A 21,948-nucleotide genomic window follows, 5' to 3' on the forward strand; every position below is an offset into this window, starting at 1 on the left:
TTCAATCCTTTGCGATTGACGTTGTAAGGGCGTCCTGCACGGTCTGGGCGTCAAATTCACGCCAGCGCCCGACGACATGTTGATCCGGACGGATCAGGTAAACACCTGCGTCCTGCCCGCCAAGATAGCGTTGCGCCAATAGCGCGGAAGGGGCGGAGATATGCACAACGCGTGTTTCGATACCATGGGCCGTGACCGGCTGCGGCTTGTTCCCGCCAATTGCCAGCACGGTGAAGCCGCGCAGGTGATCCAGAAGGTATCCGTCATCAACCGGGGCATCGACACAGGGCGCACCCGGACGTGTCATTGCGGGGCCCTCCAGCGCATCGGTGCTAAAGAGCGGGAAATCATCGTAGACACAGGGCACCGACAGACGGCCCGAGTTTACAAACGGACGCGCAAAGGCATGTTTCCCTGCCAGATCCAGCACCGCATTGCGGAAGGCTTTGCTGATCTTTGATTTCGGCGTCATGAAGTCCGTAGCGCGCGAGGAATTCAGAATGTTCTCATCTGCACCAAACTCCCGTTCGGGGGCATAGGTGTCCAGCAACTGGTGGTCTGCGATGCCTTTCAGCACCAGATCCAGTTTCCACGCCAGATTTTCTGCGTCCTGCACGCCGGAGTTGGCACCACGTGCGCCAAAAGGCGAGACTTGGTGCGCGGAATCGCCGGCAAAGAACACCGGCCCATGGCGGAAGCTTTTCATGCGGCGACATTGGAAGGTGTAGATTGAGGTCCATACCAGTTCATATTCCGGTACCGTCCCGGTCTGGCTGGACAACATCGCGTCGACACGGGCGCGGATGTTTTCCTTGTCCAGCTCCTTGGCGCGGTCAATGTCCCAGCCCAGCTGAAAATCAATCCGCCAAATGTCGTCAGGTTGTTTGTGCAGCAGGGCGGATTGCCCTGCACCTTTGAAGGGCGGTTCAAACCAGAACCAGCGTTCGGTTGGGAAATCCGCTTTCATCCGCACATCGGCAATCAGAAAGTTGTCCTCAAACACCCGCCCATCAAACGACAGGCCCATCATATCACGCAGACCCGAACGCGCGCCGTCACAGGCAACCAGGTAATCCGCTTCAAGCTGGTAGGGGCCGTCGGGCGTGTCCACGTCAACTGTGACATGGGCAGCATGGGTTTGCAGCGCCGTTACCCGGTTCCGCCCGCGTATCTCAATCGGGGCACCGGCATCCTGAGCTGCACGGATTGCATCCACTAAAAAGCGTTCGAAATCAGGTTGTTGAAGGTTGATAAAGGCCGGGTTGCGATGGCCGTCTTCCGGTTGCAGGTCAAACCCAAACAGCTGCCCTTCGCCGCGAAATACCCGCCCGACATTCCACACCACACCTTTGTCGACCATCGGTGCGCCAGCACCAAGCCGGTGCGCGATGTCCAACGTGCGTTTGGCAAAACAAATCGCCTTGCTGCCCAGACCGGCGCCATCGTGATCGTCCAGAACCAGAACCGGCGTGCCTTTCTTGCCAAGGTCAAGGGCAAGCGCCAGACCAACAGGTCCGCCACCTACAATGACAACGGGATGACGCACGGGCGCGCCGCTTTGCGCCTCTACTTTTTCGTAAGGATAAAGCTTGAACGCAGTCTCATATCGTGACGCAACCATAACACTCCCCGTATACTGGTTCTTGCCGCAAATGCGGGCGGAATGAAGGCTGAGTAATAGTTGCTTTTGTAACCAACAAGTTCTTTTTCAGACGACCTGGCAAGATGCTGTCAGGGGGTCAGGTTGGAAAGGCCGGTTTGCGCCATTGCAATGCTAAGTTCGTCGCTCAAGACCTGCCAAAGCGCGTGCAGCCCGTCTTCGCCGCCGGCGGCGATGGCAAATTGCAGGATGCGGCCAAGAAACGTGAAATCGGCACCGGCATGCAGGGTCTTCAGAACGTCTTCGCCTGAGCGCAGACCGCTGTCGAAAAAGACAGGCATCTCAGGCCCCACAGCGGCGCGGATATCGCCCAGCACCGTGATTGGGGCAGGGGCGCTTTCGAGTTGGCGTGCCCCGTGGCTTGAAACCTGCACGGCGTCGACACCTGCATCGCGCAAGCTGATCGCGTCTTCGGTATCAAGTACGCCTTTGACTACCAGCTTTCCCGGCCAGCGGTCGCGCATCTGGCGCAGCGTGTCCCAATCAGCGCGGGCGCGGCTTTCCGTACGGTCAAAATCATATCCCGGCATCTGGAAATTCGCCATCTCAGGCTTGCCTTTGAACAGCGTGTTCAGTGACCAGCGTGGATGCAGGGCGAAATCGATGAACTGGCGCGGGCCCAGCCGGAAGGGCATCTTGAAACCATGGCGCAATTCGCGGGGGCGGCGGCCCACTTCGGGCACATCCGCTGTCAACACCAGCGTTTCATATCCAGCCGCGCGGGCGCGTTCGATCAGTTTGAAAGTGCCGGTGCCATCACCGCTAAAGTAGATCTGGAACCACGCATGTCCTTGGGCCACTTCGATGATCTTTTCCAGCGGAGTGGAGGCGACAGTAGACACCCCATGCGGGACCTTATGCCGTGCAGCAAGCCGCGCCAGCATCAGGTCGGCCCCGGGGGCAGAGAGGTTGCACATGCCCATCGGGGCAATGCCAAAGGGGCGTTCTGCCTTGGCCCCGAAAAGATCAACGGCCAGTGACCGCTGATGCACGTCTTTCAAGATGCGGGGCCGCAGGGTGAGGGCATCAAGCGCCGCACGGTTGCGCAATGCGCCGTTTCCACCACCGGCGGCCCCGTCGATATAGTCGAATACCATCCACGGCAGATGACGTTTGGCAATGCGCCGCGCGTCTTGCGCCGAGTGGATGGCGTGGGCCGACATCAGCTTGCGACGGCTTTCATGAACCGGTCGCGAATGACCACCGGATCCATGGTGATGACCGGTAGCTTGATATTACCGCTGTCGCATTTGCACACGATCACGGTCATCTTTTTACTGTCGATGGCGGATTGCAGGACCGGCCCAAGGTCTTTGTCCTGCACCTCAATCACATTCTCGCAACCGCAGGCTTTGGCGACTGCGGTAAGTGACGTTTTCTTGCCCGCATAGGTTGGCTGATCGCCGGTCGAGCCATAAGACCCGTTGTCGATGATCAACAGAATATAGTTGTCGGCCACGTTGTTGGCGATGGTCGGCAGGGTGCCGAGGTTCGTAAGGACGGAACCGTCCCCGTCGATCGAGATGACGGTCTTGTCTTGCGACAGAGCCAGCCCCAGACCGATGGAAGACGACAGGCCCATGGTCCCCAACATGTAAAAGTTGGTTGGTTGGTCGTCGATCATATGCAGTTCTTGGCTGGGCAGACCGATGTTACAGACAACCAGTTGGTCACGGATGATGGGCGCGATTTCGCGCAGGATTTCTGATCTGATCATTGGTCGCCATAGCCTCCCCAGAAATTGGCATCGGTCAGGATCGCGACCGGTTTGTTGCACATGAAGGTGTATTTCAGAATGGCGTCGAATTCCTCGACATCCGACTGATGGTGGAAATGGTAGGTCGGGATTTTCATCTCGGCCAGCAGCGCCTTGGTATGCACGGCCATTTCAACCTGACAGGCCACCGGCTCGCGCAGCTCTCCACGGTAGGAGATGAGCATCGGCAATGGCATTCGGTAATACTGGATCAGGGTCGCCAATGTGTTGATGGTGACACCGATTGCCGTATTCTGCATGATGATCGCGGGGCGTTTGCCCCCCATGAAAGCACCCGCGCACAGGCCCATCCCTTCGTCTTCCTTGTTGGAGGGGATGTGAAAGATTTCATCGCGGGCGTCGATTTCGTCAATCACACCGGCCAGCTGTTTGCAGGGCACGGTGGTGACAAACGAAATGTCGTTGGCGACAAGATCATCGGTGATCTTCTTGTCGATGTTCATGATGGGATGCCTTTCCTGATTGGCGTTAATGCGAAATTATGCGGTATCTAGGGCCATGGGGTCAGTAGTATCTTAGGTTCGGCCACCTGTCCGTTGCGCAAGTCCTGAAAAGCCTGCGCGCCGTCTGAAAGCGGGCGGATATCGCACCAGTCCAGCGCGCCCAGCCGGCCTTGAAAGATAGCCTGTGCAGTATCGCGAAAATCCTGCGCTGTGTATGTATAGGTGCCGATAAAGGTGATTTCCTGCAAGGTCATGCGGCGCACATCAAGGCCGCCGGCATCTTCCCCCAGACCGACATGGGCGATCACACCGCCCGGCGCTGCAAGCGCCGAAGCCTGCGCGCGGGTGGCGGCATATCCGACCGCGTCGATCACCAGCGGATAGGCACCACTGGCTTGTTCCTGTACGGTTTCACCGCAGGTGCTGTGCAAATACGCACGCCGGGCTGCACTGGGTTCAACAATGGTCACATCCGTCACCCCCTGCGCCTTAAGTGCGAGAGAGGCCGCCAAACCGATTGCGCCCCCGCCGATGACCAGTGCGCGGCGTTCGGACTGCGCCGGTAACGCCTCAAGTGCCAGACGTACAGCGTGCCAGCTGACGGCAAGCGGTTCTGCCATGGCCGCTTTGGCAAGGGGGATTGTATCGGGCACGGTCACTAGGTTGCTGGCCGGGATTGTGATGTATTGGGCAAAGGCACCCTCGCGCGGCATCATCGAGATAATCTCGCGGCTGGGGCAAAGGTTTTCACGCTGCGCCTGACAGGCGGGGCAGGTGCCGCAGGTGACCAGTGGATTAACCGTCACGCGGGTGCCGGCCAAAGGCCCGTCTTCGATCACGCCTGCGGCCTCGTGCCCTAAAATCAGCGGCGCGGGGCGGCGTGCGTCATGTCCGAGAAAGGCGTGCATGTCAGACCCACAGATGCCAACGGCCTCGACCCGGATCAGTATGTCCTCGCCTTGGCACACGGGGTCTGGCACATCACGGAACCCCAATGTTTCAACGCCGTCATAAACCAAAGCTTTCATTTCGCCGAAAACCCTCCGTCGACCATCAGGACCTGACCGGTCACGTAATTCGAGGCCTCCGAACACAGGAACAACAGGGGGCCGTCCAGATCTTGCAGCGTGCCATTGCGCCCCGCGCAGGTTTGCGCCGCATTGCGAAAGGCACGGTCTGGATCATCAAAAACTGTTTGCGTCAACTCGGTTGGAAAGAACCCCGGACCGATGGCGTTTGCAGTGATCCCATGCGGGGACCAGGCCTCGGCCATGGCGCGGGTCAATTGCCCGATACCGCCCTTGCTGGCCCCGTAAGCAATGCCACCGGGAAAGGCGCGCGTGGTTTGCAGAGAGGCAAAATTCACAATGCGCCCCCACCCCTTGAGGCGCATCGCGGGCACGAATGCCTGCGACAGAAAAAACGGCGCGGTCAGGTTCAATGCCAGCGTCTGGTCCCATCCCTCAGCCGTCACGTCATCTGCGATCTGGCGTGTGTTGATACCGGCAGCATGAACGATGATGTCGGGGCTGCCAAAAGGGGCGGATACGCTGGTGCAAAGGGTCCAGGCGGCATCGCGGTCGGCGATGTCAGCGGTGACGCTTGCCGCTTTTTCGCCGATCTCTTCGACCAAACTGTGCAATGCCTCTCTGCGCCGCGCCACCCCGACAACACTGGCACCGGCCCGCGCAAGGGCAAGGGCCGCACGTCGTCCCAAGCCGGAGCTGGCACCAGTCACACAGGCCACCCGACCGGTCAGGTCAAAAAGGGCACGCGGATCGGTCATGCGTGATCTGCGGAAAGATCAAAGGTTTCATCCGGGAAGTACTTGGCCAGCCGCACATCTGCGGCGCGGGCATGTCCTTCCATGCCTTCAAGGCGCGAAATGCGGGCCGTGGCCTCGGCGACGCGTTTGGATGCCTCGCGGGTGCTGCGCTGCCATGTGACGATTTTCATGTATTTATGTACCGAAAGCCCGCCTGTATAGCCCGCCGCACCGGAGGTCGGCAGAACATGGTTGGTGCCGGATGCCTTGTCGCCGTAAGACACGGTGGTTTCCTCGCCCAGAAACAGCGAACCATAGCAGGTCAACCGATCCAGCCACCAATCCGGGTCTGCGGCTTGAACAGTCAGGTGTTCAGGGGCGTAATCGTCCGAGCAGGCGGCCATTTCTTCGCGATCCGAACACAGGATCACTTCGGCATAGTCACGCCATGCCGCGAATGCGTTCTCGCGGTTCAATTCTGGCAAATCAGCAATCAGGCCGGGCACCAGTTCCATCACTTTTTGCGCCAGTGCGCGATCGTCGGTGACCAACCATACCGGTGAATTGTACCCATGTTCGGCCTGTGACACGAGGTCTGTGGCAACGATATGCGCATCGGCATCTTTGTCAGCAAGGATCAGGCTGTCGGTTGGGCCGGCGATCATATCAATGCCGACACGGCCAAACAGGATCCGCTTTGCCTCGGCAACGAATTGGTTACCCGGGCCAACAAGGATATTGGCCTTGGGCAGATCGAACAGGCCAAAGGTCATTGCCGCAACCCCCTGAACGCCGCCCATCGCCAGAATTTTATCGGCTCCGCAGATATGCGCAGCATAGACAATGGCCGGGGCGACGCCGACGCCCGGCCGCGGCGGAGAGCAGGCCGCGATATGCCGGCATCCCGCAACCTTTGCGGTGGTCACCGTCATGATGGCAGAGGCGATATGGCTGTATCGTCCGCCGGGCACATAGCATCCGGCAGCGTCCACAGGAATCGCCTTTTGACCGGCAACAAACCCCGGTTCGATTTCCATTTCCACATTGGTGAGGGTGGATTTCTGAATTTCGGCAAAGCGGCGCACATTGTCATGCGCAAAGCGGATATCAGCCTTAAGTCTTTCCGGCACCAGAGCGCAGGCGGCTTCGATTTCCTCGGGTGACAGGATCACATTGCCTTCGTAACGATCAAATTTCGCTGCATATTCAAGCGCTTTGGCGTCGCCGCCTGCTTCGATGTCATCAAGGATGGCCTTCACCGTTTCATGGGTTTGAGAGGCGTCCGATTCTGCGGTCAGCGTGGCTTTCTTGAGATATTCGCGCTTCATGTCTTTGGGATCCTATCTGTCGGTGTTGTTGCCTTGTAAGCGCTTGCAATATGAAATGCAAGCGCTTACATTTGGGGTGTATCGACAAACCCCGTGGAAACGCCGCGCCCAGTGGTGTAAAGACCCTTAATGGACCTCGCCCAAGGCGGATAATGCCCAAAAAACCCACCATACCGACGCTTGACGATGTGGCCAAAGCCGCCGGTGTCTCGACTGCGACTGTTTCGCGCTGCCTCAATTCACCCGATGTGGTGGTAAAGGCGACCAAAGACAGGGTGCTGAAAGAGGTTGCTCGCCTCGGCTACACGCCGAATTTCGGCGCGCGCGCGATGGTTGCGCGGCGCACCTTTACGATTGGCGCAATCATCCCGACGATGGAAAATGCGATTTTCGCCAGGGGTCTGCAGGCCTTTCAGGAGCAGCTGCACGAACGCGGGTATACCTTGCTGGTCTCCAGTTCTTCCTACCGCCCCGAGATCGAAGAAGAGCAGCTGCGCAGTTTGGTGGCGCGGGGGGCGGATGGCATTCTGTTGATCGGATATGCGCGGGATGCGTCGATTTATGACTATCTGGCCTCGCGCAATATGCCGGTTCTGGTTGCTTGGGCGTATGAAGCGGACAATCCGCTACCATCTATCGGATTCGACAATCGTGCCTCGATGCGTGCTCTTGGGGAGCTGGTTTGGGATCACGGGCACCGGCGCATTGGCGTCATTTCCGGCGTGACACAGGGCAACGATCGCGCTCAGCGGCGGGTCGAAGGATTGATGGATGCCTTTCTGGCGAAGGGTTTGCCGGCGGAAAACCTGAAAGTGATCGAAGTGCCTTACGGGATTAAGGAGGGTGGGGAGGCCTTTGCGCGGCTTATGGCCGCGGATGTGCCTCCCACGGTGGTCATGTGCGGTAACGATGTTTTGGCCGCGGGCGCGGTGCAGCGGGCCCGTTTGATGAAAATCCGCATCCCTGAGGGTGTGTCGATCACCGGGTTTGATGATATCGAACTTGCCCGCATTGTCTCGCCTGCGTTGACCACCGTGCATGTGCCGCACCGCAAAATGGGCCGTGCCTCTGCCAACGCCCTGATCGACATGGTAGAAAGCGGCATCAGCGGCCCTTTCGCCCCGTTGGAAAGCAAGATTAAAATACGCGGCTCGCTTGGGCGGCTTAGCGGGCCATAGGGGGCAAAAACGGGCTAAGGTCTTGGCGTGTTGAGCGCCTCTGAGGTGCTGCCCAGCAATCCAAACACAGTACCTGCGGCTCAGTATTCCTCCCCCTGATCAACAGGCTGACCTGTTGCCTAGATCCGGGGTGCCGCGCGGAGATGCCTTGCTGCATGCTGATTTATTCGCGCTTAGTCCCTATGATCTATTTGGCCTTCACCTTGCAGCGGTTCCGTGCGCCAACGTTACCAGCAACGATTGTGGGGATGGGTGCGATGAAAAATGAAGGGAAGATGATTTGTTAAAGCTCATTCTAGGAAGCACCGTTATCGTCGGTTTTGGCTTTTGAATCGCAGAGGGCTTCCAGCGCAACAACGTGCGCGATTGTTTAGAAGTCCAGAGTAAGCGCACTGGTAGCCGGGCAATGAAGGCTATGCAGGTCGTGCATCGAAAGCGCCTTGTCTTGAAAGACGGCATATGTGTCGATTACTGAATCGATGTCAGCCCCCGCTGGCGTGTATTTTTGAACTGGTGATGCGGGATCATGTTCCATGTAGTTGGCGAATTTATAAGCGGCAGATGAAGGTTGTGTAGGATCTCCATCACCCGTGAACATAAAGATGCGCCAGCGCCCGTCCGCTTTGACCAGATGCCCAAGGTGTTGGGTCGCACCGTCAGTAAGGCGTGTCGCCACGGCCGAGTGAAAGCGTTGCCCGATCTTGAAACCAGACGCCAGACGTTGATGCTCTTGCCCCGCGCAAATGTAGGACGGAAAATATTCTATGGATGTGCCTGAGACGAAGCCACTTTGGCGCTTCATGAACGCTTCGATTTCAGCGGTGTCCACGCGGGCGTCATCCGTTATGGCGGCAGAGGCGGGACGTGTTGCCACAAGTTTCGATAATTCTTTATCGGCATTGATCAACTGCTGGGCGACTTTGCGACGCTCGGTAGCATAGGTGGCAAGCAGTTGGGGCGCGCTTTTGCCCTGAAGGACCGCCGCCATTTTCCAGCCCAGATTAAATGTGTCGGGCAGGGAGGTGTTCAGCCCCCAACCGCCCTTGGGGCTGTGGGTATGGCAGGCATCGCCCGCCACGAAGGCGCGCGGAATGATTTCGTCTGAACTGTCCGCCGGGCGGTTATCGAACCGATCAGCGATGCGCTGTCCGACGGAATAAATGGACCACCACGCCACCTCTTTGACGTCCAAAGTGTAGGGGTGGAAAATCTGCTGTGCTTTGGCAATCAAATCCTGTTCGGTGATGTCGACTTCGGACGCGCGCTTTTCTTTCTCGATGACGTCCATTTCCACGTAGAAGCGGCACAAATAGCCACCCTCGCGCGGGATGATCATGACGGCGCCATGGTCTTTGGACTGGATGAAACTTTTGACGCGAATGTCAGGGAAATCCGTGTTCAGCAGGATGTCCATCACGCCCCATGCCTTGTTCGCCGAGTCCCCTTCAAGCGTGATGCCGAGGCTTTTGCGCACACGGCTACGCCCGCCGTCACAGCCAACAACAAAGCGTGCCTTGATGGTTTCGCGTTTGTCTTTGCCTGCGTTATCCGTGCGCCGAAAGGTTGCGGTGATCGGGTGCGCTGATGGATCCTGCGTGAGGCTGTCATTCACCACCAACTCAAGCAATTCGCGACTGCAATGTGGGCGCAAATTGGTGATCGAATTTGCCATGCCGTCACTCAGAAGTTCATGCAGTCGCGCCTGGTTGACGATACCATGGGTGAATTCGGACAAACCGGCCCGCGCATCATCAATCTTTTCGGTGCGTTTGATGTGCACAGGATTGTCTGGGTCCGGTTCCCAAAATGTATTCTGTTTCAGTTTGTAGGTTTCTTTGACAACCATTTCACTGCTGTTGAAAGCTTCCATGATCTCGATCGTGCGGCACGAAATACCATCCGCGCGGCCAAACAGGAGCGGCCCGTCAGCCATGTCCACGATGCAGGTCGTGATATCGTTGAACTCTGACATCTGGCGCGCCATCGTCAGGCCGGCAGGGCCAGTGCCAATAATCAGCACATCAACTGTGGTCGGCAGGTCTTTGATTGGTGGGTTGGGGTATGCTTTGCGTGCTGCATCAGGAACTTGGTAATTGCCCGGCTTGAACCCGTTGAGGTGATACTGCATGTAGGTCCCTTTCGTTGCTGTCTGCGATTGCCGCTTACCGCCCGTTCAGATAGGCGGCAGCATGTAGTGTTGCGGATTTTACAAAGCGCGCGTTGCGTGTTTGGCCATTGTCTTCGTCCATGCGGGTGATGTTCCAGCCGACATAGGTTGCCGCGCGCAAGGCCATAAAAAGTTCGAGCGATGACAGATCGATGGATCGTATCGTTCTGTAGCCGTCAGTTAACGCCCGCTTTAACCTTTCATAGTCGGGGGCGTCTGCATGTTTGAAAAGCGCTGTGGCGACGTCAAAGATGCGGTAGCCGTGGCCGCCATCGTCAAAATCGATAAACAGCAGGTCCGTGTCGTTTGCCATAACGTTCGCCCCAACGAGGTCGGCGTGTATCAAACCATAGTCGAGCGTTTCCGACTGTGTGGCCAGATCGCCGTAAGCACGATCGCGAAACGAGATAAGCAGGTCTCGATCATGCGGTGTCAGTTCGGGATTATCCCAGAACTTTCCCCAAAGCGGTGTTTGCCCCACAAGCCCGTCACGATCCCACACGCACCGCGTAAACTGATCGGGAGGCTGCCAGCGATCTGAAGCCGCATGCAGGCGTGCCATTTCGCGTCCGAGATCGTGGAACAGCTTAAGTTGGGTTTTGTTGTTGGATTGGGGAAGAAGGGTGTCCAGCGTGTCACCGGGCAGCCAGCTCAGAACGTCGACCTGCACGCCATCGACGCAGTGCAAAAACGCGCCAGACTTGGCCGCGACGGGTGCTGGCACGGACACACCGCCCGTGCCGACGGCGTCCATCCACAGAAGTTCCGAAGTTAATTCCGCATCGCTGCGGTACCCCGCGCGGTGCAGCCGCAGGGCATAGGTGCCCGTACCAGTTGTCACCCGATAGACTGCGTTTTCGCGGGCGGCGACCAATTCATATGACGCTCCCGAAAGCCCCCAAAGTGCCAAAGCGGCGTCGACGGTTGCGTTCATCCGGCAACCTCGGTCAGCACGTCATCAAGTGTGTCGAACAGCAGGTTGGCATTCTCGATTGAAAACGGCATGGGGGGGCGGATTTTCAGGGTGTTCTTGTAGCGACCCAGTTTGGAATGGATAATTCCGCGGTCGCGCATCGCGTTTATGATGCGGTCAGTCACATCACTGGCAGGCGTTTTAGCTGCGCGGTCCGTGACCAGTTCCGCCCCGAAAATAAGCCCCGATCCGCGCACGTCGCCAATAACGTCGTGTTTATCCGCGAGGGCGGCAAGGCGCGTGCGGGCATGGTCACCCACGGTCTTGGCGTTGGCTTGCAGGTCCTGTTCTTGCAGTTCCTCAAGCACCGCCATAGCCGCGGCACAGGACACCGGATTGCCGCCAAAGGTGTTAAAATACCGGTAACCCTGGCGGAATGCGGCGATAGTATCACCATTCGCCACTACCCCGCCAACGGGATGACCGTTGGCCATGGGTTTGCCCAGCACAACGATATCAGGTGTGACACCCATTTTTTCATGGGCCCAAAGGTGCGTGCCCGTTCGCCCGAAGCCTGACTGCACCTCATCACAGATCAGCAGACCACCCGCCTTGCGCACGACATTCGCCACCGGTTTCAGCCAGCCATCGGGGTTGTCGGGGAACCCTTCGTTCAGGAAATAGGGGCAAACGACAAGGGCGGCGAAGCCTGTGCCGTCCTCGTTCAGCGCGTCGATCTGGTTCGCGACCTGCGCCGCGAAAAGCGTTCCATCGGGGTCAGGGCTGCGGTAACTGTCGGGGGCATCAACGAACCGGAAATACTGGCCGAGTCCGAAGCCCACGGTCGGAATGTTGGATTTGGAAAGCTGACTGACGAGGGTCGTGTTGCCGTGATAGGTGGCGTCTGTGGCGATGATGCCGCGCTTACTTGTCATAGCCTCGGCCATGCGTAGGGCGATGTCATTTGCTTCTGATCCTGTGCAGGTGAGGATCGCGGTGTCCAGAGACGCGTGCATCGTGCCTATCAGCTTTTCGATGTAATCAAGGATGCCGTCGTGCAGGTAGCGTGTGTGCGTGTTGAGCGTGCTGGCCTGCCTGCAAATCGCGTCGACCACGCGCGGATTGCAATGACCCACGTGGGGCACGTTGTTGTAGCAATCGAGGTATTTGCGCCCGTCCGCATCCCAAAGCCAGACGCCTTCACCGCGCACGATATGTACAGGATCGTCGTAGAACGTCGCCACGTTCGGTCCCATCAAACGGGCGCGATCAGCGATCAGTTGGTGGGTTGTGCGGCTCATAAGTCGATGCGGATACCGTCGTGTCCGACAATCAACTCGCCATCGTAGTGGCCCGCGCAGGCGTCTTGCCAGTCTTTTGGGCTGTAGCTCGGATCATCTGACGGGATCAGGTGGGACAACGCGAGGCGTTTGACCCCTGCATTTCTGGCCGTAATCGCCGCATCGTGGGCAAAGGTATGCGAGCGCAGCCAATGTTGCATCAGTTTGTCACTGCCATTGCCGATGCGTTCCATAAGCGAGGGTAGGGCGCTTTTCAGCATCGCCTCGTGGATCAAAAGGTCCGCTCCGCGTGAAAAGTCTTCAAGGGCCTTAAGCGGAGCTGTGTCGCCGGAAAACACCGCATGATGATCGGCAGTCCTGAACGAAAAGGCAAAACTGTCGATCAAGGGGGGGTGTTCAGTGCGGATGGCGGAAATGGTCAGTCCGTCACGGTCCAGCACCACGCCTTCATCAATCACATGAATGCGCACAAAATCGCGCAAATCATCACGGCCATCGTCCACGATACGCAGATCAATATCGGCTTTCATGGAGACGACGAAACCGTTCCAATAGTCCTGAATGCCCTCGGGTCCATAGATATCGACCATCGTTGTCAAGCCCGAACACCACGCGGTGTGGATCAGGGGCCCGAGCTCAAGGTAGTGGTCGGAATGCAAATGGCTGATGAAAATCGTGGACAGGTTTTTCAGTATAAACCCCTGATCCACCAGCCCGCGCGTCACACCAAGGGCGCAATCCACGACGATATGTTGGTCGTTCATCACAAACAGATTGGACATGGGCATGGACGATCCGGGGCGTATGGACGGCCCGCCTTTGGTGCCGAGGAGGGCGACATAATTGTCTGACATGATCTAGCCTTTCGTCGCAGCTGCAAAGCCCGCATCAATTGCCGACAGAATGATTTGGGCGTCATCTTCAGTCAGCACGAGAGGCGGGGACAGGATCAGATTGGGGCCAGAGATGCGCACCATCGCGCCATGTTCGTAGGTCACATCCTGAACAATCTGGGCCGTGGCGGTATTGATTGGTTTTTTGGTGGTGCGATCCGACACCATTTCCATCGCCGTCATAAGGCCGTGACCGCCCCGAACATCCCCGACAATATCGTATTTGGCCATAAGGTCTTTGGCCCCATCGAACAGTTGGGTGCCGCGCGCTGCTGCGTTCTCCACCACGTTTAGGCGTTTGGTCTCTTGCAAACAGGCAAGTGCAGCAGCAGCCCCGACAGGGTGGCCGGAATAGGTATAACCGTGACCGATTTTTGCGTCCGGATTGTTTTCAAACACCTCGGCGACGCGATGCCCTAGCATCAACGCGCCAAACGGGAAATAGGCGTTGGTAATCGCCTTGGCCGTACACATCATGTCGGGTTGAATGCCCCACAGCCGCGCGCCCGACCATGCGCCCGTGCGCCCAAAGGCGGTGATAACCTCGTCTGTGATAAGCAGAATACCATGGCGGTTACAAATCTCCTGCACCATCGGCGCAAAGGATTTATGGGGCGGGATCACGCCGCCTGCGCCAAGGATTGGTTCCATAATCATGGCGGCGATGGTGCTGGCCCCCTGAAACGCAATTTCGTCTTCAAGAGCTTGCACGCATAGGTGCGCAAGTTTTTCGGGGTCCGTTTCGTTGAACGGATTGCGGTAGGTGTAGGGTGCCGGAATGTGAAAGCAGCCGGGCAGAAGGGGTTCATAGGCGGTGCGGAAATTGGCGTTGCCGTTCACGGATGCGCCCCCGATATGAGTGCCGTGGTAGCCTTTCTTAAGGCTCAGAAATTTGGTGCGCCCCGCCTCACCGCGCAGTTTGTGATATTGCCGCGCAAGGCGTAGCGCGGTTTCCACCGAGTCCGATCCGCCGGAGGTGAAAAACGCGCGCGACATCCCGTCGGGTTCAAAAAATTCGGACAACTCATAGGACAGCTCAATCGCGACGTCGTTGGATGTGCCGCGGAAGGTGGAATAATAGGGCAGCTTTTCCAGCTGTGCTGTAATTGCGTCCTTCACCGGCTGGCAGGAATAGCCGAGGTTCACGTTCCAAAGTCCGCCCACACCATCGACAACGCTGTGACCGTCGATGTCGGTAATGCTCACGCCCTCGGAACCGGTAATGATCTTGGGCGGATTGTCGGCGCTGTCCTTGGGGGATGTCATGGGGTGCCACATCAAGCGGCCATTGTTCTCTTTCAGGAAGTTTGAATCTTTCATGAGGTGGTTTCCAATTTATGTGTCGATGTTAACGAGCGGGCCCAAAGGCCCTCGATTGTGGTCGGGATGATGCCACCCCAGTTGTGGCTGATTTCGCGGGCAGCGATGATCAGATGTTCTTTGATGGTGTGTTCCAGTTCCGGCGTGAACCGTGTGGCAACACTTGCGACTGAGATCGCACCGGCAAACTGACCTGTTTGATCAAACAAGGGCGCGGACAGGCCTTCGACCTCGGTCTCGAAACTGCGGCTTGCGTGGCCAAAACCGGTTTTGCGAACGGACTCGACTGTGGCTTGGAGCGTGTCGATGCTGGTCGGTGTTGTGTCTGTGAACTGTGTTAGGTTTGACTTCGCCGCGTCCATTAGTTGTTCGGGCCCGAATGCGACGGAGCAAAGCCCTGATGCCGTCGCGTGCAGTGGAAACGTATCAATGTCGATAATGGCGCGGGTGCCGTGGCGCTGCGAATCGCAGGATGCCAAACCGTAAACGGTAGAACCTGACAAAACGGTGACATGGGATGTTTCTCCGGTGGCTTCAGCAAGGTCTAACAAGGGGCGTTGCGCGCTGGCTTTACGGGGGACCGTTGCTTCGCGGGTCTGTGCCAGTTGTAAAACGGTGGGGCCAAGACGGTATTGTTTGGTTGAGGGGTTCTGCTCAACAAACCCTGCAATCTCAAGCGCCTGAAGGTGACGATATGTTGTAGCCTTGTCGCGCTTTGCGATGCGGCACAGCTGCGACAAACCGATTTCTGCACGCGCAGTAGAGAAATGGGTCAGAAGCTGAAGTGCTTTGGTCACGGATGACATTTTCGAAGGCCCCTTTCTGTGTGGATTAAAAAGAGTTTGACACAAGGCGTTTAACAAGGCAATCTTTTTTCATAACATCGGTTCAATATATGAACCACAATAGGGAGACCGAAATGTCTAAATTTACAAAGTCAGTGACCGCTATGGCGCTTGCGCTTGCTGCTGTTGCAGGATCCGCTCAGGCGGAATATCCGGAAAAGCCGGTCGAGTTTGTTGTGCCGTGGCCTCCGGGTGATCTGGAAGATGTGCTGACACGCATGATCGCTGAGGATTTTTCCGAAGCCTACGGCGTGCCGACGGCTGTCGTGAACAAACCAGGTGGGGGTGGTGGCCCGTTCCCCGGTGCGATCGAAGTCGCGAATGCGCCTGCTGATGGATATACCGTCGGGTCGTTCATTATCGCGATCCCTGTGGTTGGTCCGCAGATCGGTATTCCTGAGCTGAACCCTGACCCGTTCGTGCCAATCGGCAACTTCCTAACATACCCGTTTGTCATCGCGACATCCGGCGACGCGCCGTATTCCACTGTTGAAGAACTGTCTGCCCACGCGCAGGGCAACGATGTTGTCTTGGGTCACTTTGGTGCGCCATTGGTCCCGACACAGGTAACCTTCGGTCTGGCCAAGGAAATGGGTTTTGAATTTGCAGGCGATGCCGCGTTTGACGCCCTTGATTGCAACACATTGGCCTCCGGAGATGTTGATGTGATCAACACAACCTTGCAGCTGATCCTGCCGTGTCTGGATGATGTAACGGTTCTGGCCTCCATCGGGTCCGAGCGTATCCCGTTGACACCAGATGCGCCGACTGTTGTTGAACTTGCGCCATCTTTGGATGTCGCTTTGTGGAACGGTCTGTTTGTTCACGCCGACACACCACAGGACGTGCAGGACAAGATCGCAGCTGTTGCTGCTGAAACGATGATGTCTGATCGCGCACAGCAGTTGGCTGCCGACACGGGCGCTGCCGTCTATTGGCAGCCAGCAGCCGAAGTAGTCGATCAAATCGCAAAAGACATCGAAACTCTTGGCGGTATCGACGCGATGTTGGCTGAATAAGCACTTGAAATCGGGCGGCCCTTTGGTCGCCCGATCTTATCGATGTCTGTCGGGGAGGGCTGGACATGTCACGGGTCAAGACACTTCAATCGCTGTTCAAAAGGTATCGCCGCCCCGGTGACATTGTGTTCGCTGTGGTGGTTTTTGCGTTTACACTTCTCCTTCTTTCCCAGCTGTTTGAACAAACGGCATATCAATCACGTGGCAAATTTGTCGCCCAACCACGGTTCTGGCCTGCTGTGTCGTTGATTGGCATGACAGGGTTTGCAGCCTTCCACCTTATTGGGTCTGCACTGTCCGAGCGGATTTATGGGCGTTGGGGCGCAATCTGGAACTGGATCAAATCAGTTGAATATGCCGTCTGGTTCATCGCCTATGCCGCATCGGTCCCTTACGCGGGCTACTTGCCCACCACCGTTATCTTTGCGGTGCTGCTGTCGCTGCGCGCAGGATATCGCAGCGGAAAGATGATCGGGATCGCCGTCGTTTGCTCGATTGCCGTCGTGTTGCTGTTCAAGACGATCCTGAAAGTCAATTTGCCCGCTGGTCAAATCTACAATGCGCTGCCGGATGGGTTGCGCCAAATCATGCTGACTTATTTCTGATCGGACACGGGACATGGAAAACATCTTTCTTGGACTAGAAATGCTGGCCCGTTGGGACGTCATACTTGCGTTGTTCATCGGGTCTATCGGGGGCGTAATCATTGGTGCCATCCCTGGCGTAGGCCCCGCGGTCGCGATTGCGATCCTGCTGCCTGCGACGTTTTCGCTTGATCCGATTGTTGGCCTGACGATGCTTTTGGGGATCTACGGATCGTCGATGTATGGCGGCGCGATCCCCGCGATCCTGATCAACACACCAGGGACGGCGGTGAACGCGCTGACGTCCTATGATGGCTATCCGATGACAGAAAACGGCGAAGGCCACCGCGCGCTATCGCTCGCGTATTCCGCATCATTTTGGGGCGGAATTTTTGGCATCGGTTGTCTGATCCTGCTGTCGCCCGTACTGGCGATCATCGCGCCGATGTTCGGGTCGCGCGAGATATTTTTGGCCGCACTTTTGGGCATTATCCTTGTGATCCTCGCGCATCGCGGACAGATTTTTGCTGCTGGCATGCTCGCCATGTTCGGCATCTTTTTACAGACTGTCGGGCTGGACCCCGTGACGTACACACAGCGTTACACGTTCGGATATTCGTTCCTAACCTCCGGTGTGAACCTGATCGTCGTGGTGCTGGGTCTATTCGCGCTTAGCCAAGCGTTTTTCCTTTTGACCAATCCTGACAGCAGCCCCGACGCAAAGCCCGTCAAGGGGCGGATGTTGGTCGGTTTGCGCGAGTTGATGAAACACAAACGTGTGGCATCCGTTGCCTCTAGCTTTGGCGTTGTTCTGGGCATGATCCCCGGCACGGGCGAATTCACTGCCCAATTCATGAGCTATACTTACGCGCAGAAAACGTCCAAAGATCCCGACAAATTTGGCAAAGGCAGCCCCGAAGGTCTGGTTGCATCCGAGGCCGCCAACAACGCTGTGCCTGCTGCAGCAATGATCCCGCTACTGGCGCTAGGCATCCCGGGTGAGGCACTGACGGCGATGATGTTGTCGGTCTTTTATGTCCACAACGTAATCCCCGGCCCGCAGCTGTTTCAGAACAACATCGACCTTGTTTATGGTCTGTACTTCGCGCTTATCGCGTTGAATGTGATCGTCATGGTGTTCTTGCTGTTTTCGACCAACCTGCTGACAAAGATCATCCGCGTGCCGACACGGTTCTTGGGTGTGATGATCCTGATCCTGTCGTTTGTTGGCGTCTACTCGCTGCGTAATTCTTTGACAGACTGCATGATATCGGCGGCATTCGGGGTGCTGGGTCTGATTCTCAAGCGCCTAAATCTGCCGATCGTCCCGATTATCTTGGGTATGGTTCTAGGCGGCATTATGGAGGTCAAGCTTCGCTCTGCGATGCCGCGCCTGAACTCACCCCTCGATATGATTGATCGCCCGATTACGTTCATTTTGTTCGTGATTATCCTTCTGGTGCTCGCCTTGCATGCGCGCACGCTGGTCAAAGAATATCACGCCTATAAACCCGAAGACGAAGATCACGATCTTCATGACAGCCAACAACGGTAGGACCCATGGACCAGCAGAAAATTGATGCGCTGCGTGCGCAAGCCGTAGCCCCATTCTCTCATCTCATTGATGGAAAGCATGTGCCCGCATCCGATGGCGGGACCATGGACATCTTGTCCCCCATCGACGGGCGGGTCCTGACGACCACGGCCAAGGGAACAGCGGCTGACATGGAGGCCGCCATCGCATCCGCCCGCGCCGCGTTTGAAGATCGCCGTTGGGCTGGGCAGCCCCCCGCTGCCCGCAAAAAAGTGCTGATGAAATGGGCTGACTTGATTGAGGAAAACGCGCTGGAACTCGCCGTCCTTGGCGTGCGCGATAATGGCACTGAAATTGCCATGGCGCTGAAGGCCGAGCCGGGGTCGGCAGCGGGCACCATCCGCTATTACGCCGAGGCGCTGGACAAGATTTACGGAGAGATTGCGCCAACGTCTTCGGATATTCTCGGCATGATCCAAAAGGAACCCGTGGGCGTTGTCGGGGCGATCATCCCATGGAACTTCCCGATGATGATTGGGGCTTGGAAACTCGGTCCCGCCCTGGCGATGGGCAATTCAGTTGTTTTGAAACCGTCGGAAACCGCATCGTTGTCCTTGATGCGAATGTGCGACCTCGCGCTTGAGGCTGGCTTGCCACCCGGTGTGTTGAACGCCGTAACCGGCGAGGGCAAGATCGTGGGCGAGTCGATGGGCCTTTCGATGGACGTCGATGTGCTGGTGTTTACAGGCTCCGGCGGGACGGGGCGGCGGTTAATGGAATACGCCGCGCGGTCCAACATGAAACGTGTCTACCTCGAACTGGGTGGCAAATCACCTCATATCATTTTCGCGGATGCGCCCGATCTGGATGTGGCGGCTAAGGCGGTTGCTGGCGGCATTTTCCGCAACTCCGGACAGGTCTGTGTCGCCGGGTCCCGTTTGCTGGTGGAAGCGTCGATCCACGATGATTTTGTCGCCGCAGTTGCCAAGGCGACGTCTGGAATGAATGTCGGTGATCCACTGAATGTGGACACAGCCATTGGTGCGGTGAATTCCGAAGTGCAGCTGATGCAGAATCTCGGGTTTGTCGAAACCGCGCAAAGCGAGGGCGGTGAGGTTGTCACGGGTGGCGACCGCATTTTGCAGGACACAGGCGGCTATTATATGGCGCCGACGATCGTGACAGGTGTGACGCCGGACGCGACTTTAACCCAGAAAGAGGTTTTCGGCCCCGTGCTCGGCGTGACCCCTTTCAATTCCGACGACGAAGCCGTGCAGATCGCCAATGCTACCGTCTACGGGTTGGCAGGTGGCGTCTGGACCGCAAATCTGAGCCGTGCCCACCGCATGGTGCGGGATGTGCGGACGGGCGTGATGCACGTCAACACTTATGGCGGCGCAGATGGCACCGTGCCTTTGGGCGGCGTCGGGCAGTCTGGAAACGGGTCGGACAAATCACTGCACGCGATTGAGAAATACATCAACCTTAAGACCGCTTGGATCAAACTATGAGCGATAAAACCATTCTGGTCATAGGCACCTATGACACCAAAGACGACGAATTATCGTTTCTGGCGGGAGTGATCAGGGATCAGGGTGGATCGGTCGTCACGATGGATGTGTCCGTTCTGGGTGATCCATCCAGCCCATGCGATTATTCCAAACACGATGTCGCGCAGGAAGGTGACGGATCAATTGAGGCCGCAATCGCATCGGGCAGTGAAAACATCGCCATGCAGATTATGGCTAAGGGCGCGTCGATGCTGGTGGCCCGTCTGTATCAGGACCGCAAATTTGACGGCTTGATCGTGCTAGGTGGCACGATGGGCACCGATCTGGCGCTTGATGTTGCTTCTGCGTTGCCGCTGGGTGTGCCGAAGTATATTGTTTCGACAGTCTCGTTTTCTCCGCTGATCCCGGCGGAGCGGCTGGCCGCAGACACGCAGATGATCCTTTGGGCAGGCGGACTGTATGGATTAAATTCGGTCTGTAAGGCATCGCTAAGCCAAGCTGCGGGTGCCGTTTTGGGGGCTGCGCGCGCCGTGCAGATGCCCGACTCCGACAAACCGCTAGTCGGGATGATGTCGCTGGGCACATCGGCATTGAAGTATGTGATACCGCTAAAACCCGCGCTGGAAGACCGCGGGTTTGAAGTTGCCGTCTTCCATGCGACTGGGATGGGTGGCCGCGCGTTTGAAAGCCTTGCGGGGCAGGGTGCCTTTGCCTGCGTGTTCGACTTTTGCACGCAGGAATTGGGCAATCACGTCAACGGGTCCAACATCTCGGCAGGCGCAGACCGACTGACCAATGCGGGCAAGTCCGGCACCCCACAGATAATTGCACCGGGCTGTTGTGATCTGGTGGATGTGGTTGGCTGGCAGCCCATGGATGGGAAATGGGCGGACCACCCCAAACACGAACACAACCGTTTGTTGACCTCCATCGTGCTCAGCGACGAGGAACGTAAATCCGTGGCCCGCGCCCACAGCGCCCAATTGGAGGGCGCGACATCGCCTACGGCCGTTATCTTGCCTGAACTGGGGCTTGGGGAATGGGACCGCAAGGGTGCAGAACTGCACAATCAAGCCGGACTAGACGGTTTTCTGAACGAGCTGGAAACGACCTTGCCCGCCCATGTTTCCACGCACCGGATCGACTGCCACATCAATGACGCAGCATTTGCGGCGAAGGCGTTGGAGATTTTTGACGCTTGGTGTGCGGACGGAACCGTGCGCCGTTAAGACTGCGCACCCGGGTCCAATCGCTCGAGCAGGTCTAGGAGCTTTTCATAATCCTGCTCACCCAGGGTTTCTTTGAAACCGGCGACGATTTGGGCCGCGTGGGGCGTGCGTTCGTCAATCAGGGTCTGACCTTTGGGCGTGATTTCGATGAACTGTCGCCGTCTGTCCTTATCGTCGCGGGTTTGGGTCACGAACCCTTTTTCGCGCAGTGTCGCCGCAATACGGGTCAGACTTGGGAACAGCAAGCTTGAGCGATCCGCGAGCGTCTTTGTATCCATCCGTCCGAATTCGGAGAGGACTCGCAGGACGCGCCATTGCTGTTCCGTGATTCCCGTTTCTGCCAACATGTCACGGATCGGGGACATCACGCCTTCGCGCGCGCGGATAAGCGCAATGGGAAGAGACCTTGCGGTCGATGGGAGTTGTTTGGTCATCTGTGCCTCAATTCTCGTAGCGCCTTCCAATGCACCGCAAAGTAGGA

The 21,948-nt window shown here is 57.3% G+C and carries 20 protein-coding genes; 6 read left to right on the top strand and 14 right to left on the bottom strand.

The window, feature by feature from the left end:
• Position 1 precedes the first annotated feature (1 nt).
• From HKX44_RS00950 to hisD, 7 genes are all read right to left on the bottom strand, one after another.
• Positions 2 to 1,621 carry an FAD-dependent oxidoreductase gene (locus tag HKX44_RS00950; RefSeq protein ID WP_276149434.1) on the bottom strand — a complete coding sequence of 540 codons (1,620 nt, stop codon included), beginning with the start codon at positions 1,619 to 1,621 and terminating at the stop codon, positions 2 to 4.
• A gap of 110 nt (positions 1,622 to 1,731) precedes the next feature.
• Positions 1,732 to 2,823, bottom strand: a complete 1,092-nt coding sequence (locus HKX44_RS00955) for an alpha-hydroxy acid oxidase (protein ID WP_276149435.1) — start codon at positions 2,821 to 2,823, stop codon at positions 1,732 to 1,734.
• The gene (comE, locus tag HKX44_RS00960; RefSeq protein ID WP_276149436.1) at positions 2,823 to 3,377 is read right to left on the bottom strand and encodes a sulfopyruvate decarboxylase subunit beta; all 555 of its coding nucleotides are present in this window, start codon (positions 3,375 to 3,377) and stop codon (positions 2,823 to 2,825) included. The genes HKX44_RS00955 and comE overlap by 1 nt, the downstream gene beginning before the upstream one ends.
• On the bottom strand, positions 3,374 to 3,880 hold the full coding sequence (locus HKX44_RS00965; protein ID WP_276149437.1) for a sulfopyruvate decarboxylase subunit alpha: 507 nt from the start codon (positions 3,878 to 3,880) through the stop codon (positions 3,374 to 3,376). The genes comE and HKX44_RS00965 overlap by 4 nt, the downstream gene beginning before the upstream one ends.
• A gap of 47 nt (positions 3,881 to 3,927) precedes the next feature.
• Complete coding sequence (locus HKX44_RS00970; RefSeq protein WP_276149438.1) at positions 3,928 to 4,908, bottom strand: alcohol dehydrogenase catalytic domain-containing protein; 981 nt, start codon at positions 4,906 to 4,908, stop codon at positions 3,928 to 3,930.
• Positions 4,905 to 5,666, bottom strand: a complete 762-nt coding sequence (locus HKX44_RS00975) for an SDR family oxidoreductase (RefSeq protein ID WP_276149439.1) — start codon at positions 5,664 to 5,666, stop codon at positions 4,905 to 4,907. The genes HKX44_RS00970 and HKX44_RS00975 overlap by 4 nt, the downstream gene beginning before the upstream one ends.
• The gene (hisD, locus tag HKX44_RS00980) at positions 5,663 to 6,973 is read right to left on the bottom strand and encodes a histidinol dehydrogenase (protein WP_276149441.1); all 1,311 of its coding nucleotides are present in this window, start codon (positions 6,971 to 6,973) and stop codon (positions 5,663 to 5,665) included. Before hisD ends, HKX44_RS00975 begins: the two co-directional genes overlap by 4 nt.
• Positions 6,974 to 7,125: 152 nt before the next feature.
• Between hisD and HKX44_RS00985 the strand changes: the two genes are divergently transcribed.
• On the top strand, positions 7,126 to 8,151 hold the full coding sequence (locus HKX44_RS00985; RefSeq protein WP_276149442.1) for a LacI family DNA-binding transcriptional regulator: 1,026 nt from the start codon (positions 7,126 to 7,128) through the stop codon (positions 8,149 to 8,151).
• Between the two features lie 370 nt (positions 8,152 to 8,521).
• On the opposite strand, the gene HKX44_RS00990 is transcribed toward HKX44_RS00985, so the two are convergent.
• Genes HKX44_RS00990 through HKX44_RS01015 form a run of 6 tightly spaced genes read right to left on the bottom strand, consistent with a single transcriptional unit; the run spans position 8,522 to position 15,551 of the window.
• The gene (locus HKX44_RS00990) at positions 8,522 to 10,279 is read right to left on the bottom strand and encodes an FAD-dependent monooxygenase (RefSeq protein WP_276149443.1); all 1,758 of its coding nucleotides are present in this window, start codon (positions 10,277 to 10,279) and stop codon (positions 8,522 to 8,524) included.
• Positions 10,280 to 10,313: 34 nt separating this feature from the next.
• On the bottom strand, positions 10,314 to 11,252 hold the full coding sequence (locus HKX44_RS00995; RefSeq protein ID WP_276149444.1) for a phosphotransferase: 939 nt from the start codon (positions 11,250 to 11,252) through the stop codon (positions 10,314 to 10,316).
• On the bottom strand, positions 11,249 to 12,532 hold the full coding sequence (locus HKX44_RS01000) for an aminotransferase class III-fold pyridoxal phosphate-dependent enzyme (RefSeq protein ID WP_276149445.1): 1,284 nt from the start codon (positions 12,530 to 12,532) through the stop codon (positions 11,249 to 11,251). The genes HKX44_RS00995 and HKX44_RS01000 overlap by 4 nt, the downstream gene beginning before the upstream one ends.
• A complete protein-coding gene (locus tag HKX44_RS01005) occupies positions 12,529 to 13,386 on the bottom strand; it encodes an MBL fold metallo-hydrolase (protein ID WP_276149446.1) in 858 nt (285 codons plus the stop codon). The genes HKX44_RS01000 and HKX44_RS01005 overlap by 4 nt, the downstream gene beginning before the upstream one ends.
• A 3-nt stretch (positions 13,387 to 13,389) precedes the next feature.
• Complete coding sequence (locus HKX44_RS01010) at positions 13,390 to 14,745, bottom strand: aspartate aminotransferase family protein (protein ID WP_276149447.1); 1,356 nt, start codon at positions 14,743 to 14,745, stop codon at positions 13,390 to 13,392.
• Entirely contained in the window at positions 14,742 to 15,551 is an 810-nt protein-coding gene (locus HKX44_RS01015) for an IclR family transcriptional regulator (RefSeq protein ID WP_276149448.1), read from the bottom strand. Before HKX44_RS01015 ends, HKX44_RS01010 begins: the two co-directional genes overlap by 4 nt.
• Before the next feature lie 113 nt (positions 15,552 to 15,664).
• On the opposite strand from HKX44_RS01015, the gene HKX44_RS01020 reads away from it, so the two are divergent.
• The 5 genes from HKX44_RS01020 (at position 15,665) to HKX44_RS01040 (ending at position 21,467) form a co-directional block, all read left to right on the top strand.
• The gene (locus HKX44_RS01020) at positions 15,665 to 16,609 is read left to right on the top strand and encodes a tripartite tricarboxylate transporter substrate binding protein (RefSeq protein ID WP_276149449.1); all 945 of its coding nucleotides are present in this window, start codon (positions 15,665 to 15,667) and stop codon (positions 16,607 to 16,609) included.
• A 65-nt stretch (positions 16,610 to 16,674) separates the two neighbouring features.
• On the top strand, positions 16,675 to 17,214 hold the full coding sequence (locus HKX44_RS01025) for a tripartite tricarboxylate transporter TctB family protein (RefSeq protein ID WP_276149450.1): 540 nt from the start codon (positions 16,675 to 16,677) through the stop codon (positions 17,212 to 17,214).
• A gap of 13 nt (positions 17,215 to 17,227) precedes the next feature.
• On the top strand, positions 17,228 to 18,748 hold the full coding sequence (locus HKX44_RS01030) for a tripartite tricarboxylate transporter permease (RefSeq protein ID WP_276149451.1): 1,521 nt from the start codon (positions 17,228 to 17,230) through the stop codon (positions 18,746 to 18,748).
• A 5-nt stretch (positions 18,749 to 18,753) separates the two neighbouring features.
• Complete coding sequence (locus HKX44_RS01035) at positions 18,754 to 20,238, top strand: aldehyde dehydrogenase family protein (RefSeq protein ID WP_276149452.1); 1,485 nt, start codon at positions 18,754 to 18,756, stop codon at positions 20,236 to 20,238.
• Positions 20,235 to 21,467, top strand: coding sequence for a Tm-1-like ATP-binding domain-containing protein (locus tag HKX44_RS01040; RefSeq protein WP_276149453.1), 1,233 nt, complete (start codon positions 20,235 to 20,237; stop codon positions 21,465 to 21,467). Before HKX44_RS01035 ends, HKX44_RS01040 begins: the two co-directional genes overlap by 4 nt.
• Here the strand turns inward: HKX44_RS01040 and hpaR are convergent.
• Positions 21,464 to 21,901 carry a homoprotocatechuate degradation operon regulator HpaR gene (gene hpaR, locus HKX44_RS01045; protein ID WP_276149454.1) on the bottom strand — a complete coding sequence of 146 codons (438 nt, stop codon included), beginning with the start codon at positions 21,899 to 21,901 and terminating at the stop codon, positions 21,464 to 21,466. The two genes, HKX44_RS01040 and hpaR, sit on opposite strands and share 4 nt — an antisense overlap.
• Positions 21,902 to 21,948 lie beyond the last annotated feature (47 nt).

It is taken from the genome of Sulfitobacter sp. M05 (assembly GCF_029285175.1).
Taxonomy (GTDB): domain Bacteria; phylum Pseudomonadota; class Alphaproteobacteria; order Rhodobacterales; family Rhodobacteraceae; genus Sulfitobacter.